Genomic DNA, 17,907 nt, shown 5'->3' on the forward strand with positions numbered 1-17,907 from the left:
CTGATTGCAAATTTATATATCCTCATTTTAGCTCATCATAATTACACATGAAAACGCTCTAATTCTGTTATTTCATGCTCTGTTTTGCTATTGTTAGAGGTAAAGATCCCATGCAGGAGGTTACAGCCTTGCAAACCATACATAAACGATTCGAGGATTCCGCCCTATTTCCGTTCAGTCTGGTCTATAAAGATACGAAATCTCCCGAAAGCGAGCTTCCCGATCATCTGCATGACTGGTATGAAATGGTTTGGGTTTATTCCGGCAAAGGTACTTTTTTCATCAACCACGGCTTTTACGAGATGAAACCGGGCGACATATTTCTTATTCCCGGCAATACCGTTCACCGCGCGTTTCCCGATGAGCTGTCGCCGATCACCTCAAGCGCGATTTTCTTCGCCCCGCGGCTCATTCAGCCGCTAGAGTTCGGTGATTCCCAATCTTTGCTTCGTTGCTTCGAACAGGCAAGGAAATCGAAAAACTATAAGCTAGACACGACGTTAGAAGAACAAGCTTATTTCTCCCGCACCATAGACCTCATGCAAGAGGAATGGAATAACCGACTTCCTAACTATCGGGCCGCTATTGCCGTCCGGTTATACGATTGGCTGATCGCGTTGAACCGAATGGCTGTCCCGGAGCTTGAACATTCGAGCAGCGGCAGCAGCGTGGAACCTGCCTGGATCCGCGCCATTCTCGATTATATCGAGTCGAATGTCGGTGCGCGGGAGATGAGCTTAACAGATTTGTCTGCAAGAGCATCTGTCACCTCCGCCCATTTCTCGAGGGTATTCAAACGGCACACGGGCATGAACGTGAGCGAATATTTGCTGATCAAAAAAATAATGCTGGCTAAAGAAAAGCTAATGCTGACGAATGAAACGATCGGCTCCATCTGCTTGGAATGCGGCTTTGAAAGCGAATCTTACTTTTATAAAAAGTTCAAGTTGATTACGGGCATGACTCCCGTGGAATACAAGCGAAGCTGCCGATAACCCGCGCCAACCGCTTGGCGGTTTCCCCCTGTTTTTTTGGTTAATTCACCAAGAATAGAAGCTTGCCGGCCTATATGATAGAGAGGAATTCACACGAACCGAAAGGGTGATCCGCATGTTAGACAACCTCAAAACCATTACGGATGAGCAAGTGCAATATTACCGGGAGAACGGCTTTGTACAGATCGATAATATGTTATCGGAGGAAGAACTGGAGGAACTTCGAAGCTACCTGGACGAGACGATGATGGTGCAGGACGGGAGATCCACTCAAACGGCCGCTTCGGGGGATTTATATTACAGAGTATTGAATCAACGGGTTAATACATGGCGGGATCATGGCGGAATGGCGCGTTTTGTATTGTCCCGCCGTTTTGCGGAAGCTGCCAGGCAGTTAACGGGCGCCAATGGCATTCGGCTATTCCACGATCATGCCCTGCTCAAGATGCCTCAGGATTCCAAAGCTACCCCATGGCATCAAGATTTTCCGTATTGGCCAATGAATGAATCAGGCGCTTTATCCATTTGGATTGCGCTGGATGACGTGGACGAGAATAACGGCTGCATGATGATGGTGCCGAAATCTCAGAAGATCAAAAACTTGAAAACGATCGACCTTGTAGATCCGAAAGATATCTTTGCGGACGACGGTGCCAAAGAGGTTGACCGCAATACGGCAGCCGTTGTGCGGATGAAAGCCGGCAGCTGTACTTTCCATGACGGCCTTACTTTCCATTACGCCCATGCCAACAACACCGACAAGCCGCGCCGGGCGCTTGCTATTATCTACATGCCGGACGGCACGACTTTTAATGGAGCTAATCATTTATGTACGGACGGAAGCGGTTTTCTAAAAGGTCAAGTGATTGCCGGAGGATTATTCCCTCGACTGGCTTAAGCTACGAATTGGACTTCCTTTGTTTTCTGAATTGACTAGGCGTCTCTCCCGTTACTTTCTTAAATACATGATTGAAGTGGCTTAGATCATCGTACCCGGTTTCCAAGGCAATCCGGGCAATCTTATCATTGGTTGCGGCGAGCAATTGCTTGGCTAGCTGAATCCGCTGCATATTGCGGTATTCCACGAAGGATTGCCCGGTCACTTGCCGGAACAACAGCGTAAACTTGCTTTGGCTCATGCCCGCCATCTGGCTGATTTGTTCCAGCGACAAAGGATGCGACTGATGGCGTTTAATAAACTCGCAGATCTGAAGAATAATCTCCTCATCATTGTGCAAAGAGGGCAAGGAGTGATTCCGGGTGCTCACATACATGCGGCTCAGCACGATAAACAATTCGATCAGCTTGGATTTGATCAGAAACTGATACCCGCTCTCCTTCTGCCTGTATTCCTTCATAAGCTGTTCCAATAACCCGCGAATATCAAGCATTTGCCCGGGCGATAAGGTTAACTTCGCTTGGAAGGAAACTTCGGCGCGCAAGAACGGCTCCATGTAATAAAAGTCGATAAAAGAAGTAACGCCGGCGAGCGCGGCGAGTTCCCGCTCGAGCAATGACGGTACGAATAAGACGTTCACCACCTCCATGCCTTCCCGGTGGTCAATCGTGTACGCATGATCCATTCCAGGCTCAATAATAAACGCGTCTCCGGCTGCAATCGGAAACGTATGGCCCCCATACTCGTGAAGCCCCGCTCCTTGGCTTATAAATACAAGCTCTACGAATTCATGGCGATGCAGCGGAATATGGGTTCCGTCTCCAAGCCGATAAGGCTCGATATGAAATAGAAATTGATTGCTCTCCAAATATTGATCGATCTTAAGCACGTTAGTCATCGCGATCCCCCATACGTTCGATAGGCGCTTTGCAGTGTGCAAGGCGCCTATTCCTTCCTAGTAGGAATTACCGGAATTGCTTGATTCTCAAGAACAAATCCTTAAACACCGCATCCCTGTCCATATACCGAACATAACGAATAAGATGCCTGGACGGATCTATACTCCAACGGAAATCATCAGAAATCCGAGGGCTTGGTATTAGCTGTGACGGCCCCCAATTCGCATTATTGAGCCAGGCAATGGTTGAGATATCCCAGATCACGCGGGAATAGGCATAATGATCATCCGCGCAATCGCGGTACGTCTCGAACAAATATTGCCCGAGTTCCCCTTCCGGGCGGACATAATCGCGAATTTCGGACAACGTTGTCCGCAGATTCGAAGCCACGCCCATGCAAGGGATAAGCACTAACGGCACGCCACTGTCCATAATCACTCGGGAGGCGTGCAAATCCTGGGCTAAATTAAACTCTCTTGTATCTCCCCAATCGAGCGTATGGCCGCCTAACCAGACCACGACGATCTTTTCGATGAGGTTTGGCTGTTTAAGTATGGCGCTGGCTATGTTCGTAATCGCGCCTATGGCAACGACATACAGGGGGTTGTCCGCCTCGCGCCGCATTGCCCGCTCGATCAGGTCTTCCACCGCATCGCTCTCAACCGGTGAGGACTCCCCTGGCAAATACTGCTCGGAACCGCGATAGGCCGGCACGTCTTCGCGCTTCAAGAGCTTGCGGATTTTTAGAATCTCGTTATAGCTTTTCGTCATGCCATCCCCTGGGCTGCTGGATAATTCGTTGAAGAATGGCGCGGCGTATAACGCCTCCACTTCCATTCTTTCATTCGAGAGCAAGGAATACGCTACCGCGAATTGATCATCGATTTCGTTAAACGTATCTGTATCAAGAACCATTGAAATTTTCCCCGTTGGCGGAGCTAACCTTTGGACAATAAATGAATCAGACAGCTTCGGATACAACATTTCTTATTCCTCCCTATCCTTCACCACTTAAGTGTAAGCCCTTACAGAGATCACTTTAAGTCGTTTCATTCCCAGCGTCAATAACCTACGGAACCAAACATCGAATTCTCAGACATAAGCTATTGAAAACTTCCTCATCAACGCTTCCAATCCTTCCTATCGATCAGCCAATATGCTAGTATAGCAACAACGAATTGCCGCAAATAAAGGAGGTTACCGTTCGAATGACAGCGTTCCGATTCGAAACTTATAGCGTTGCCATGATTACCCCGTTCCGTCCGGACGACACGATCGATGAAGCAGGCATTGGGCAAATGGTTCGATACTATCGGGATCATGAAGTTCCCGCTCTGCTCGTTAGCGGTTCAACCGGCGAGCAGCATTCCTTGTCCGTGGACGAGAGAATCCAGCTGTACCAAACGGTTAGACAAGCTGCTCCGGCAACGATGCCATTATACGCCGGGGTAGCCGCCATCCGGACTCGCGATGCGGAACGGCTAGCGTCGGAAGCTGACAAAGCCGGGCATACCGCCATCATGCTAGGATTTCCGCCGTATGTCCGTCCAAGCCAACGCGAAGCCGCCTTGTATGTAGAAACCATTTGCTCGGCTACGCCGCTGCCCATGATGCTCTACAATAATCCAACTCGCACTGGATTTAATCTGGAACCTCAAACCTTATTTAATCTCGTAAAAAAGCATCCTCAGATTATGGCGCTGAAGGAAACCGGCAATCCGGAAGTTGTCAGTATAATAAAGAAGGAGCTTGGAGCAGATTTCCAAGTGTTCTCCGGGATTGATTCGACGATCTTGGACTATTTCGCCAAAGGATATAACGGATTAACTAGCGTGGCCGGCAATCTCTTCCCAGGCGAGATGAAGACGATCGTTCATTTCCTTGAATCAGGGCAATTTGAACAGGCGGATATCCAATTAACGGCGATTCAGCCAAAGCTCGAGCTGCTTGGTTCTATCGGCTGGGTAAGAGTGATCCGGCACTGCTTGGCGGCTCGAGGCATCATCTCCGGCGGTTACCGCGAACCTATTACCTCTTTAACAGCAGCAGAAGCTGATGCCGTGCGCACAGCTCTGCAATAATAAGAAAGGCGCCTTGCATACACGGCAAGGCGCCTATTTTTTCTATTCTATTATCCGATATAGTTTATTGTCCCAGCCGTCATCGCGGACAGGATGGTCATGCTGCAGCCAGAGAACCATCGTGCCTCGGGAGCGGTTATTCCAATACGGATACGGTACGGCCGTCATGTCGTTGCCGTCCGCATCTTTCGTCTTAACAAGAACGGCTCCGTCAAAAAATTGATCCCGATGTTCCGTCTCGAACACGGGCTGCAGCGGCAGCTTGCGGTCCATATGGCCGTCGCGCAAGGCGTCACGAGAGTACAGAACCGTACCATTTACGATCTTTTCGTTATCAACCGACTCCAAGCAATACAACATCGGTCCGCGGCGGATCGCCGCTTTGTCCGAGTGCGTCGTAACGTTCGGGTGAACTTCGACCAGATGTACCGGCATATCCAGGTCAAGATGAATCCGGTCGCCCGGAGACCATACCCGATCAATTACGGCATAGCCGTTCACCAGCTCAAAGCTGACAGCTTGCTCATTCACTTGCAGCTCATATTGCGCGCACCATTCCGGAATGCGCAGACGAATCTCGAATGACGCCTCTTGCTCAGGTGTAACCGTTAGGCCAACAGCGCCAGCCCAAGGATAGTTGGTTTGCTGCTTAAGCGTTACCGGGATATCTCCGATCAACATTTCGCTTTCGCTTCCAATATACAGATTGACGAAAGCCCCCTTGTTGTCGTAAGCGTAGATATAGGAAGCAAGTTCCGGCAAAATCTTAATAATCATCGGAGGACAACATGGGCAGGTATGCCACTCCCAACGGTTATGGCCTCCCTTGCTGACCAGCGGATTCTCGTAAAAATATTTATGGCCGTCGATCGAACGCCCTGCCAGAACTATATTATATAGAATAGTCTCGAGCTTATCGATATAGCGGCTCTCCCCGGTAGCGAGGAACAAATTCCAGCTGAAGAAGCCCATGCCGGCTCCGGCGCAAGTTTCCAAATAGCCGTTATCCGGCAGTTCATAATTAGCGCCAAATTTCTCGTCATGATGAACCGCGCCAACCCCGCCGGTAATGTGGGATTTCTGATAGGAAATATTGTCCCACAGCTTTTTCGCCGTATTGAGGTAAGGCTCTTCGCCCGTACTTAAATACAATGCCGTTAATCCGGCGTATAACAGCGTAGCACGAACGGCATGCCCCACCGCTTCATCCTGCTCGAGCACAGACTTATGGTCCTGCGCATATTCGCCGCCATGCGAATATCTGCCTTCATGATTACCCCGGTTGTGGATCCAGAAGGTAACGAGCTCCAAATAATCCGTCGCCTTGAACGGCACCTTCATTACCGAGCCAAGCTCCGGTTCATCAAGGGCGAGCTGGTATAGCTTCAGCACAGCTTCTTCGGGAAGCGAATGAGCCGGTACGATATTCCGTTTAGGCGAAGGTCCCATTATCTCGCACATATGGTTAGCGAATTGGACTGCCGCTTTCAGAAGCGCTGTTTTGCCCGTTGCTTTGTAATGATGTACGCCTGCTTCTACTAGACAACCTGCATTGTATACATCATGCTGCCATCTTAGAAATCCGCCGTTTTCGCCCCAACGCTGGCCAGGCCGGTCTAGAAGCGTATAGGTGTTGATATAGCCGTCCCCTACTGCCGCTTGTGCCTGAACGATCCGTTCAATAATACCGTCCACCCGTTCATCCAGCTGTTCGTCGTAAGAGGTGGCTAGCAGATCGGAAATGCCGCGCAGCGTTTCATAGATAAGTCCGTCAAACCAAGGTTCCCCGGAATGAAATCCCTCGGCTGCTCCTTCGGCAACAAAATCAAAGTTCCGCATCGCGCCGTCATTTTCGAATTTGTTCAAAATATCATAAGCGGAAACTTCACGCAGCACTTTCAATTTAGGTTCCCAGAACGAATCCTGAATGGTAACGGATTGAACCGGTACATTGCGGACGACTTGATGCTTATAAGTTAAAGCTTGCTTATTCATTTGAGTCGCTTTCACTGACAATCTCGAACACTCCTTATGAATCGAATTGTATTCAGCCGACAAGCAAATCTTGCAACGCTTGACTAACCGTATCCGCCTGATGCGTAGCGGTTGAAAGTACCGTTCCATGAGAGTGGGACATGGCAAAGCTGCGCGAGCATATGCGGAACATGGCCAAATCGTTGAACGAATCGCCTATGCACGCCGTTTCTCCCCTGCGAACTCCCAATAGTTGCATCAGGCATTCCACGGCTGCGCCTTTATCCACTCCCCCTGGCATCACGTCAATGCCGTCAGGGTCGGAGAAAGAAGCTGTAATCCGCTCAGCAAACCGCTGATCCAGTTCAACAAGCATTTGTTCCAAGCGAGGGATTTCACCATAGATGGAAAACTTCGTGACCGGCATGCCGTTTGCCATCTGATCCAGAATATCGCTATTCTCGATTAACGGCGTCAAGAATCGCTGGCCAACGCGCTCGGTATCAGCTGAATTCTCAGCAACGTAATTCCCTTCGCTACCGCAAATAACGGTAACCAGAGGTGCCGGCGCAACGTACCGATGGACGTTTAGCGCAAGCTCTCTGTCAAAACGGCTAGCTTGAATGACCGTTCCGTTCTGGTCTACAATCGTGGCGCCATTCTGGCAAATGGCATAACACGGGACGCCCAGCACATCCATAACAACCTTTATTTCTTCATACATCCTTCCGGATGCGAGACAGATATGAACACCTTGCTCATTTGCAAGACGGATGGCATCGATATCCTCCTGGCGAATCTGTTTGCTTCGGTCCATCAATGTGCCGTCGATATCCGATACAAAAAGCTTAATCACTATGCATCCTCCTCCTCTTGCTTTTACAAGAATTGGCCTACGCTCACTCTGCGTCCTTGCTCATAGGATTGAATCGCAGCTTCCGCGATTAGCAAAGCCCTGTAGCCTGCGGACGCATGTACCGGAGGCGCTTCGCCGTTACGCAAGGCTTGGAGCAGCGCGTCGGCGTGTTTATCGAAGGTGCGGTGAAATTCGCGGTCGACATCGTTGAAGTAACCGGCTTCCCAGCTCTCTCCGACCTCATTCCCCGCCGCGTGGAACGTATATTTCTTGACCGTATCTTGGATGACGCAGCGGCCAAGCGAACCGTTAATTTCAACCCGGTGCGTATCCGGATAAGCATAAGAAGATTCGTAGCTGCCCACAAGACTGCCTACCGCTCCGCTAGCAAACCGAAAAGCAATGGACAACGTGCGGAAGCCGCCCCCTGTTTTGTCCGTCATTTCCGCCATCACCGATTCAACCGGACCGCATAAATGCTCCAGCATATCAAAGCCGTGGCATTGGGTCTCGATCAGATTGGCATGGGGATGATCGCTGCTTCCTTCTCCGCCGAATCTCCAGGTAGCGAAGGAAAGCTCGCCAAGCTTTCCTCCTTGAATAGCCGCATGGGCAAGCTCAACGGGTTTCGCAAACCGATGATTGAAGTTGATTGCGAAAAATACGTTCCGCTTCGCGGCTTCATTCAGAAGAATGTCCGCTTCCTTCAGATCAAAGACGAGCGGCTTCTCTACGAGCAATGGGAAGCCGGCTTGGATAACTTCCAGCGTTGCCTCGAAATGTCCCTGATTGGGAAGACACATGCTAACCAGGTCAGGAGTTTCCCGCTCAAGCATATCGGCAATCCGGGTATACGCTTTAGTCCCGAAGAGCTCGGCTTTTTCCTCTGTCCGGGCTGCATTTCTGCCTACAATCGCGCAAAAATCTACATCCGGTCTTGCTTCCCAAATTCGGGCATGCTGCAATCCCCAGCTGCCTGCCGATTGAAATCCTTCGGATTTCCCGCGGGAGCCGACGTTCCCGCCAGCTCCGATTAACGCCACCTTCACCTTGTTGTCTGCGCTCATTGTTCAATGATCACCTTTCCGGTATTGCCTGCGAAGAACAGTTCATAGGCTTCTTGAATTTTGTCCATGCCAAACCGGTGGGTTATAATTTGCTGCAGATAAGGAAGATGTTTAAGAATGAGGGCATGATTCTCTGCCAGCTCGTTATATTGGAAATATTCGCTGCCGAGCACGGCCCGCTCCGGCGCAATAACGTCATTCGAGATGGAGAGGTTCAGCTCTTGGCCATGACCTACGCACACCAGAACGCCGCGTTGGTTTAGCGAGTCCAGCGAGGTACGGCGCCCGGATGTTTTGCCGCTCGTGTCGATCGCAATGTCAACGCCTTCAAGACCGTTCTCACGAATCACGTCCATCACGGATTGATTAGCTAGCTGTACCGGAATGGCCCCCATCTGCTCGGCAAGTTCCAAGCGATAATCCACGTAATCCATAATAAATACCGGCGTTTCTTCTCCAAGGAGCAGCTTCGCCATTGCTAATACGCCAAGTCCGATTGGACCCGCACCCGCTACCAATACGGATTGAACATCCGGATGCACCAGCTTGGCGCGCTTGATGGCGTGTCCGCCGGTTCCCATAATATCAAGGAGCATTGTCGCTTCCGTGAGCGGAATGGATGGATCCACCGCGAAAAAGACATTTTCGTTGATCACGATATATGGCGTATAGCCGCCGTCATGGGAGAAGCCATAGTCTGCCCGTTTGTGGAAACATTGGTTCGTGAACCCCAGCTTGCAGCTGCGGCATTCCCCGCAGAAATCCATCAGGAACACAACGCCCGGCGTTCCGATTGCCGTAGTTGTGCCTTCGCCTGCGCCTACAATGTAACCAGAGGCTTCATGCCCGGGAACTGTTGTGCTTCCGTCATAATATTGGCTCCGGTCCGAACCGCAAAGCGCGTTTGCTTTCACTTGCATAAGCAGCTGGCCTTTGCCCGGCACGGGTACCGGTTTTTCGCCGTATTCGATTTTGCCTTGACCTACAAATAGCGGAATGTTCATGGTTTGTGGTACATGGATTACTTGACTCATCTTCTCCATCTCCTTAATCGTTAACATTATCGTTCATGTTATAGGGCAAAAAAAGACTGCTTCAAAGCTGTTTATAAGGTGCCTGTGCTTTCCCTTAATACCAGCTTCGTATCGATAATTTCATTAAATCTTTGGTTTGACTGCGGATGGTTGATTTTGTGCAAGACGATATCCACCGCCCGTTTGGACATTTTGCCTTTGGAATTGCTTACGGATGACAGCTGGAAAGGAATAAAGATTCGCGACTGGATATTGTCAAAGCCAATCACGGAGTAATCATCCGGCACTTTGTAGCCAAACTTGCTTAATACATAAGCCGCTTCCCAGGCGATCACATCATTAAAAGCAAAAATGCCCGTAAACTGTACCTTGTTCTCGATCAGCTGTTTCATGACAGCCCTCGTATCCCCCGCCGTTGCACCAACTTCAACGATCAACTCGCCGTCTACTTGTAGCCCTGCTTCTTCATGAGCCCGTCTGTAGCCTTCAAGCCGCTCCTTCGCGCTGGATATCCGGTTGGGACCGTTTAAGAACAACACTCGCTTATGTCCGCTGTCGAGCAGATGTTTGGTCGCGAGGAAACCGCCCTTCTCGTCATCGCAGATGACATAATCGAATTCCGGTTCATCCGTGAATCTTCTGCCGATTAGGACAAACGGCACGCCGTTTCGCTGCAAGAACCGGATATTATCCGCTCCCCGCTGGGACGGACAAATGATGATCGCGTCTACGTTTTTCCCGATAGCCGTGTAGATCGCCCGTTCTTCCATCTCGTAATCGTCTTCCGTATTAATGACAAAAATCGTGTAATGATGCTTGCGTGCCGACTTCTCGATTTCCTTCACCATAATGCCGAAATGCGGGTTGGCGACGTCGCTGACGATGACCGCAATCGTGCGGGTCAGTCCGGAGCGGAGCGAACCGGCAAGCGCGTTGCCGACGTAACCCATTTCCTTCGCCAAATCCTTGATCATTTGCCGGGTGGTTGCGGAGATATCCTCTTTGTCCTTCAAGGCTCTTGAGATGGTATTGACTGAAAGTCCGGCTTTGACTGCCAAGTCCTTCAGTGTGACTTTCCTGCCTTCCATGCTTTCTCCCCCAGCTACTATAATGTCTTTGCTAGACTCTCTGATGTGTTAAATAGATTAGCACTAGAAATTTTTGGAGTCAATGACTTAGAGGAGAACCGTTGCTAGAATTAACCTTTCAAGCCCGTCATTACAATACCTTCAACAAAATACTTCTGTCCGAGGAAAAAAACGAGCATCGCCGGCAATAACACGACGGTTGTGGCCGCCATCATCAAATGCCATTGCGCATTATACATTCCCTTGAACGTTTGGAGTCCAAGCGCAAGGGTATATAGCTTCTCATCGCTCAAATAAATAAGAGGTCCCATGAAATCATTCCAGCCGTTTAAGAAGGAGAATAGTCCAACAACGACCAAGGCAGGCACAAGAAGCGGTAACATAATCCGGCTATAAATTCGGAAGAACCCTGCTCCGTCAACCAATGCAGCTTCATCCAGCTCTTTTGGAATCGTCATAAAAAACTGCCTTAGCAGAAAGACGTTAAATGCTCCTCCGCCAAACCAAGCCGGCAGCGTCAGCGGGATAAAGGTATTCGTCGCTCCCAGCTTCGCCCATCCGACATATTGGGGAATCAACGTAACCGCGCCGGGAAGCATCATGCTGGTCAGGATGACCATAAACACGAAATTCCGTCCCGGCCACCGAAGTCTGGCAAAGGAATACGCGCAAATCGAACTCGACAGCACAACGCCGGTTACCTCGAGTACAACAATGATTAACGTGTTCAGGAAATACCGGCTAAACGGAAGAATCGTCATCGCTTCCTTGTAGTTGCTAATCAGCCAATCATGAGGGATCCATATAGGCGGGATGACGAAAATATCAGACTGGTCCATGACGGAGCTGCGCAGCAGCCAGTAGAATGGAAACAAACATAAGCAGGTTCCCAAGGCGAGCAGCACATAAATAAGCGACTTGGATAATACTCGGCCTCTGTTCATCGTTTCCCCTCACCTTCGCTGTACACCCATATAGCGGATGTCTTAAATACCATCATCGTTAATGCTAGAATGATCAGGAACATGACCCAAGCAATGGCGGAGGCACTCCCCATGCTGGAGAACTCGAACGCTTCGCGGTACAAATAATAAGAGTAGAATAAGGTCGCGTTATTCGGTCCGCCTTGCGTCATGATGTAGGCTTGCCCAAACACCTGAAAACTCCCGATAAATCCCATGACCAGATTGAAAAAGATCGTTGGCGTCATAAGCGGTACCGTAATAAAAAACAGCTTGTGAAACCTTCCGCCGCCGTCCACTTCCACCGATTCGTACAGATGTTTAGGGATGCCCTGAAGTCCGGCAAGGAAAATAACCATCGTGCCGCCAATCGTCCATAAACTCATTAGGACAAGGGAAGGAACCGCGAGATTCTCGGAATAGATCCATTGCAATCCGGGTATGCCGAACACTTTGAGCAGTTGGTTGAGAAGTCCTAGATCCGGATCAAACAGCCACAGCCAGATCATCGACGAAGCAACCGCGGGAACAATGGTCGGCATATAAAAGACCGTCCGGAAAAAGGCCTTTGCTTTGATCGGATGGTTCAGCAATAGCGCTACAAAAAAAGCAAGCAAGATCTGCAGCGGCACGCTAAGAATGACATAATAGGCGGTAACCCCAAGCGACTTATAGAATAAGGGATCCGTACCGTCGAACAAGTTCGAATAATTGGCAAAACCGATAAACTTCAAAGGTGTGATTACGTTATATTCCGACATGCTGAATAGCAAGCTGGCGATCATTGGCCCCAGGACGAAAAATAGAAATCCGGCTATTACGGGTGATGCAAACAAAACCCCGGCCCGGGCCTCTTTATTCCATAATTTCCTCCCGGTTATCATCTCTCCGTATAGACCCCTTTCAATTCTTTCTCGACTTGCGGCTTAATCTTGTCAAGCGCTTCCTGGGCCGTTGTCTTGCCAAGCCACACTTGCTCCAGAGCCGGGTCGACAATACTGTTAATCTTGGACAAGTTTTTCACGTAATACGAAGTATTCGGGAAGCCGTTGTCAAATGCGTTTCTCATCACCGCATCCTGATAGCCGTCTGGATGCGCCGGATTTCCTGCTGCCCATTTCGCAACCAAGTCCTCGCTTTCGTACCATTTCTTCAGAACCGGCATCCAAAGTCCGCTCGTTTGCAATTCCAGCGTATTCTCCGGATTCATCATCCATTTGTACAACATCCATGCTTCCTGTGGATGCTTGGTATCCTTGAAGATCACGATTGGTTCGCCTAAGGTCATCGTTGCTTTATTTTTCATGACCGGAACCGCGCCAATGCCGAAGTTCAGCTTTTTCGCCGCGCCTAGATCAACTAGACTCCATTGTCCGTCAAGCGTCATGGCTACCTTTCGGGAAGATAACGCGTTGGCGCCGGAAGGAATATTTTTCGACTGCGTTGGCGATGGCGATACATGGTATTTGTTAATCAAATCGGCCCATTTCTGAATGGCATCGGCCGCTTCCGGATCTGACAACTTAAACTGCGTACCGTCGTCATTCACAAAGTTACCGCCGTTTGACACCACTCCGTTCATATATGCCCACAGCGGCATTGTAACCCCGAATTGCTTAATCGCCTTTGGATCAAAATCAGGATCCAGCGCATTTCTTCCTTTTTGATCCAATGTCAGCTTTTGCGCGGTCTCTACGAATTGATCCCACGTATAAGCCTCATCCGCTTTCGTTGGAGGGAGCGGCAGTCCGGCTTCCGTAAAGGCGTCTTTGTTATAGAACAAAGCAAAAGCTTCAAGCGCCCCATTTACGCCGGCCAGCTTTCCTTCATCCCAGTAATACATCGTATTAGGCAAAATATCATTGACGCTGACATCCGGATCATCCGCAAGGAAATCCATAATGTTATAGATTCTTCCCTGAGCCGCCCAATCTAGGGCAACATCCCCGTTAAGCAAACCGATGTCCGGCATCTGATTGGATGAAGCCATTGTCGTTAGCTTGGTCGTATAGGAATCCGGAATATGAAGCGTATTCACTTTGATCCAAGGATATTTCTCCGTAAAAGATTTAATCGCCGCTTCCTGTACCTTCTTCTCGTTGGGACTTCCCCAGAACGTATACTTCAAGGTAACCGGATCATGCTTCACCGGTTCGTTCTCGGGCGAGCTGCTTGCTGCGTTGCTTCCCGTATTCCCGGATGTTTCTTTTCCCGGCGTGTTTCCGCCGTTGCCGCTACATCCCGCCATCAACACTGAAAGCGCTAACAATGATACCGAGGCTAAACTTGCCGTTTTTCTCTTTCTCATAGACTTACCTCCCTAAATTTGGTTAAAAGTTTCGAATTGTTCTTCAACCAAAGTTGCAAGTCATGATGTCGGTTTTTGCTATTAAAAGGAAATAATCACCTCCATTTACGTTAACATTATCGTTAATGTTGATTACATGGCCATTATAAAATCTTTACAAACAAAAAGTCAATTCTAATATTCAGACATAAAGTGAACAGTTATGTCGTCATATTGCAGACATAAAAAAGCCGGTTCCACATAGGAACCGGCTTAAGCTTGATACTTAATTCAGCTGACCGAGGGCTTTCTCCAACCTCTCTAATCCTTCCGTCAATACTTCCCGAGTACAGCCGATATTGACGCGGATGAATCCGTCTCCGGCATTTCCGTACATGTTGCCTTCGTTAATCCGAAGACCGGCTTCTTCGTAAAGCCTGCGTCCAAGCTCCTCGGAATTTATCCCAAGACTGCGGCAATCTACCCACATCAAATAAGTGGCTTCAGGCGCGGAAACTTTCAGTCTCGGAAGTTTCTCCTCTACAAAGGCAAGGAAATAATCCCGGTTTGATTCCAAATAGACCAGCAGTTGATCCAGCCATTCTTCACCCTCGTTGTAGGCTGCGATCAACGCTTCAACTCCGAAGTTATTCGGATCATGCAGTCCGTTTACGTGAAGGGCGTGTTTGATTTTATCCTTCAATTCCGAATTAGCAGTGACGATATTTGCCGTTTTTAGACCGGCTATATTAAACGTTTTGCTTGGGGATGTGCATGTTATGGAATTCATTGCGTCAACCGCGGCGAAAGGAATAAAGGTCGATCCCCCGAATACCAAATCTCTATGGATTTCGTCGGCAATGACTAGGACATTATGTTTGCGGCAAATTTCCGCGAGCCGTTCCAGCTCTTCCTTGCTCCATACTCTTCCGACCGGATTATGAGGGTTGCACAGGATAAACAGCTTTACCCGATCGTCTTCTGCCTTCTTCTCGAAATCTTCAAAATCGATGCCGTATATACCGTCTTGGCTCACCAGTTCGTTCTCCACGATCTCGCGCTCATTCGCCGATATGACGCCGTAAAATGCGTTGTATACGGGAGCTTGGATCAATACTTTATCGCCCGGGCTTGTGAAAGCCTGAATCACAACGGCCAATGCCGGAATAACGCCGGGCGTGAAGACTATCCAGTCCTTCTCGATCGGACAATGATGCCGCTTCTCCCACCAGTTCATCTCCGCTTCATAATAAGCGTCAGGAATATAAGCATAACCAAATACGCCGTGCGCAAGCTTGTGCTCCATCGCCCGAATAACCGGATCTGCTGCCTTAAAATCCATATCTGCAACCCACATCGGGACAACATCGTCTTTACCGTGGGCAGTATCCCATTTCTGGCTATTTGTATTTCTCCTGCTAATTCTTTCGTCAAAATCAAACTTCATCTTGCAAGCCACCTTTTCTGTTCGCAACTTATGTCTTGATGTCTAGAATACCATTCCAAGATTGCGACATCCAGTCAGGAATTGGCGGGCTTGTAAGCTTGGCCTAATCCCAATGTTTTTCCAGAGCATCATAATCCCTGGCTATCCCCGTTCGTTACGCCATACAAACCTCTGCCGATCAAATTCGCCGTGACCGGCTTTTTGCCGATTTCCCTAGACCAGACCGATAATTGTCCGATGTGATGGATCTCGTGCGCGATCACATGCCGCATCACTTCGCCGTATGGATGGGGCACGCTTTCTCCCTCGTCCGTTATATCAATCATGATGCGGTCTTCGAGGCTATCGTTCCAGCCATAAACAAACGGAGCAAGTTCGCTGTGACAACGCTCGGAGAATTGCTCGATCTGCTTCAGACTCGGTATTTCCCCAAAGGCGGGGATTTCAATCGGGTTCTGCAGGATGCCGCCGCAAATCCATCCATATTCTACGGCTACGATGTGATACAGCGTCGGAAGGATATATCCGATCCCCCCGGTACGTTGTTTCATCAGTTCTTCATGGCTCACGGCAGCGCACCATTCGAACCAATCCTTGCGGACTTGCCAGTTATATTCAAACAGCTTGATCAAGACGCAACACCTCCATTATTCCAATACGTGGCTATACCAACATTTCGAGATGGCTTGCAACTATCCTTCTCCATAAGAAAAGGCAACCCGCCATATTGACGAGTTGCCTGCAAGATTAAGTCCATTTCTTCTGATAAGCCGCGATTTCCTTATATTCTGAGGTGAGCATTCTGGAGATCCGGACAAAAATCCGGCTCAGCTCCTTGTACCGTTCAACGTTAGCCTGAATAGGCGCATGCGTGTGGGACGTGCCCATCATGCCGGATACCACATGCAACGATTCCACCTCGCCAATGGCGTACATCCCGAGAATCGCGGCGCCAAGACAAGAGCTCTCGAAGCTTTCCGGCACTTGAACTTCCTGGTCGAAAATATCCGCCATCATTTGCCGCCACAGCGCCGAACGGGCAAAGCCGCCGGTTGCTTGGATCTTCGTCGGATGGCCGATCAACTCTTCCAACGCCATGTATACGGTAAACAAGTTGAAGATTACGCCTTCCAGCACAGCCCGGATCATATGCTCCTTCTTATGTTGCAGGCCAAGCCCGAAGAACGAACCTCTAGCGTTGGCATCCCAGAGCGGTGCTCTTTCCCCAGCCAGATAAGGATGGAACAGAAGCCCGTCCGCACCGGCCGGTACAAGGGAAGCAATCTCGGTCAAAATATCATACGGGTCTTTACCAAGCCGTTTGGCCGTTTCGGTCTCCGCCGCGCAGAGCTGGTCGCGCACCCAGCGGAAGATCATGCCGCCGTTATTAACCGGCCCTCCGATTACCCACATGTTCTCGGCGAGTGCATAACAGAAGATGCGTCCTTTCGGATCCGTCACCGGACGGTCCGTGACCGCGCGGATCGCGCCGCTTGTTCCGATCGTTACCGCAACAGTTCCAGGTTCGATCGCATTCACGCCAAGATTGGACAATACGCCGTCGCTTGCTCCAACAACAAAAGGCGTAGAAGCCGGCAGTCCCATCTCGGCTGCCCATTGTTCCTTCATCCCTTCAAGCGCATACGTCGTTGGCACGGGCTCCGACAAGCGCTCTGCCGTTACGCCGGCAACCTGCAGCGCTTCGGTATCCCAATCCAGCTCGGTTAAGTTAAACATCCCCGTAGCGGACGCAATCGAATAATCGACCACATACCGGTCAAACAATTGGTGAAACACGTATTCTTTAATCGAGATAAACTTATGCGTACGGCCAAACAAGTCTTGCTGCGTATTCCGCAGCCACACCAGCTTGGACAACGGAGACATTGGATGCAGCGGCGTACCCGTGCGCAGGTAGATCTGATGTCCGTTCATCTCGTTTTTGATCCGTTCCGTCCATAAGGCACTGCGGTTGTCCGCCCATGTAATGCAGCGGGTCAGCGGACGGCCTTCGCCGTCAACCGCAATAACGCTATGCATCGCCGAGCTGAACGAGACGCACATGACGCCTTCGCGCTCGGCGCCGCCTTGAGATACAACTTGTTTAATCGTACCTACTACCGCGCGGAAAATCTCGTCCGGATCCTGCTCCGCAACATCCGACTTCGGCGAGTATAAAGGATATTCAATCGTATGCGTCGCGATAACGCGCCCTTCTTTGTCAAACAATACCGATTTGGTGCTTGTTGTTCCGATATCCGTTCCAATCACGTAAGAGGAAGCCATATTCGCCTTCTCTCCTTCCTATCCTTCAATTCT

16 protein-coding genes are annotated in these 17,907 nt (G+C 49.7%); 3 read left to right on the plus strand and 13 right to left on the minus strand.

The window, feature by feature from the left end:
• Positions 1-128: 128 nt before the first annotated feature.
• The gene (locus QQK89_RS28020) at positions 129-995 is read left to right on the plus strand and encodes an AraC family transcriptional regulator (protein ID WP_284242064.1); all 867 of its coding nucleotides are present in this window, start codon (positions 129-131) and stop codon (positions 993-995) included.
• Between the two features lie 115 nt (positions 996-1,110).
• Positions 1,111-1,893 carry a phytanoyl-CoA dioxygenase family protein gene (locus tag QQK89_RS28025; protein ID WP_284242065.1) on the plus strand — a complete coding sequence of 261 codons (783 nt, stop codon included), beginning with the start codon at positions 1,111-1,113 and terminating at the stop codon, positions 1,891-1,893.
• Between the two features lies 1 nt (position 1,894).
• Here the strand turns inward: QQK89_RS28025 and QQK89_RS28030 are convergent, their stop codons facing one another.
• Together QQK89_RS28030 and QQK89_RS28035 are read right to left on the minus strand one after the other, a co-directional pair.
• Positions 1,895-2,791 (minus strand): AraC family transcriptional regulator, encoded by an 897-nt coding sequence (locus tag QQK89_RS28030; RefSeq protein ID WP_284242066.1) that lies wholly within the window; start codon positions 2,789-2,791, stop codon positions 1,895-1,897.
• Positions 2,792-2,858: 67 nt separating this feature from the next.
• Positions 2,859-3,776, minus strand: a complete 918-nt coding sequence (locus QQK89_RS28035) for a nucleoside hydrolase (RefSeq protein ID WP_284242067.1) — start codon at positions 3,774-3,776, stop codon at positions 2,859-2,861.
• Positions 3,777-4,000: 224 nt separating this feature from the next.
• Here QQK89_RS28035 and QQK89_RS28040 point away from each other — a divergent pair, with 224 nt between their 5' ends.
• The gene (locus QQK89_RS28040; RefSeq protein WP_284242068.1) at positions 4,001-4,873 is read left to right on the plus strand and encodes a dihydrodipicolinate synthase family protein; all 873 of its coding nucleotides are present in this window, start codon (positions 4,001-4,003) and stop codon (positions 4,871-4,873) included.
• Between the two features lie 42 nt (positions 4,874-4,915).
• On the opposite strand, the gene QQK89_RS28045 is transcribed toward QQK89_RS28040, so the two are convergent.
• From QQK89_RS28045 to gntK, 11 genes are all read right to left on the minus strand, one after another.
• Positions 4,916-6,883 (minus strand): glycoside hydrolase family 127 protein, encoded by a 1,968-nt coding sequence (locus tag QQK89_RS28045; RefSeq protein WP_284242091.1) that lies wholly within the window; start codon positions 6,881-6,883, stop codon positions 4,916-4,918.
• Positions 6,884-6,920: 37 nt separating this feature from the next.
• Positions 6,921-7,703, minus strand: a complete 783-nt coding sequence (locus QQK89_RS28050) for an HAD family hydrolase (protein WP_284242069.1) — start codon at positions 7,701-7,703, stop codon at positions 6,921-6,923.
• A 23-nt stretch (positions 7,704-7,726) separates the two neighbouring features.
• Positions 7,727-8,770: a Gfo/Idh/MocA family protein gene (locus QQK89_RS28055; RefSeq protein WP_284242070.1), complete on the minus strand. Its 1,044-nt coding sequence runs from the start codon at positions 8,768-8,770 to the stop codon at positions 7,727-7,729.
• Entirely contained in the window at positions 8,767-9,804 is a 1,038-nt protein-coding gene (locus QQK89_RS28060) for a zinc-dependent alcohol dehydrogenase family protein (protein WP_284242071.1), read from the minus strand. Before QQK89_RS28060 ends, QQK89_RS28055 begins: the two co-directional genes overlap by 4 nt.
• A gap of 71 nt (positions 9,805-9,875) precedes the next feature.
• Positions 9,876-10,892 carry a LacI family DNA-binding transcriptional regulator gene (locus QQK89_RS28065; protein ID WP_284242072.1) on the minus strand — a complete coding sequence of 339 codons (1,017 nt, stop codon included), beginning with the start codon at positions 10,890-10,892 and terminating at the stop codon, positions 9,876-9,878.
• 110 nt (positions 10,893-11,002) lie between these two features.
• The gene (locus tag QQK89_RS28070) at positions 11,003-11,836 is read right to left on the minus strand and encodes a carbohydrate ABC transporter permease (RefSeq protein WP_284242073.1); all 834 of its coding nucleotides are present in this window, start codon (positions 11,834-11,836) and stop codon (positions 11,003-11,005) included.
• Complete coding sequence (locus QQK89_RS28075; RefSeq protein WP_284242074.1) at positions 11,833-12,738, minus strand: carbohydrate ABC transporter permease; 906 nt, start codon at positions 12,736-12,738, stop codon at positions 11,833-11,835. The genes QQK89_RS28070 and QQK89_RS28075 overlap by 4 nt, the downstream gene beginning before the upstream one ends.
• A complete protein-coding gene (locus QQK89_RS28080) occupies positions 12,735-14,162 on the minus strand; it encodes an ABC transporter substrate-binding protein (protein ID WP_284242075.1) in 1,428 nt (475 codons plus the stop codon). The genes QQK89_RS28075 and QQK89_RS28080 overlap by 4 nt, the downstream gene beginning before the upstream one ends.
• Positions 14,163-14,427: 265 nt before the next feature.
• The gene (locus QQK89_RS28085) at positions 14,428-15,588 is read right to left on the minus strand and encodes a MalY/PatB family protein (protein WP_284242076.1); all 1,161 of its coding nucleotides are present in this window, start codon (positions 15,586-15,588) and stop codon (positions 14,428-14,430) included.
• Between the two features lie 128 nt (positions 15,589-15,716).
• Entirely contained in the window at positions 15,717-16,220 is a 504-nt protein-coding gene (locus QQK89_RS28090) for a DinB family protein (protein WP_284242077.1), read from the minus strand.
• A gap of 115 nt (positions 16,221-16,335) precedes the next feature.
• A complete protein-coding gene (gntK, locus tag QQK89_RS28095; protein WP_284242078.1) occupies positions 16,336-17,874 on the minus strand; it encodes a gluconokinase in 1,539 nt (512 codons plus the stop codon).
• Positions 17,875-17,907: the final 33 nt, after the last annotated feature.

The sequence above is a fragment of the Paenibacillus glycanilyticus genome (assembly GCF_030161375.1).
Classification (GTDB): Bacteria; Bacillota; Bacilli; order Paenibacillales; family Paenibacillaceae; genus Pristimantibacillus; species Pristimantibacillus glycanilyticus_B.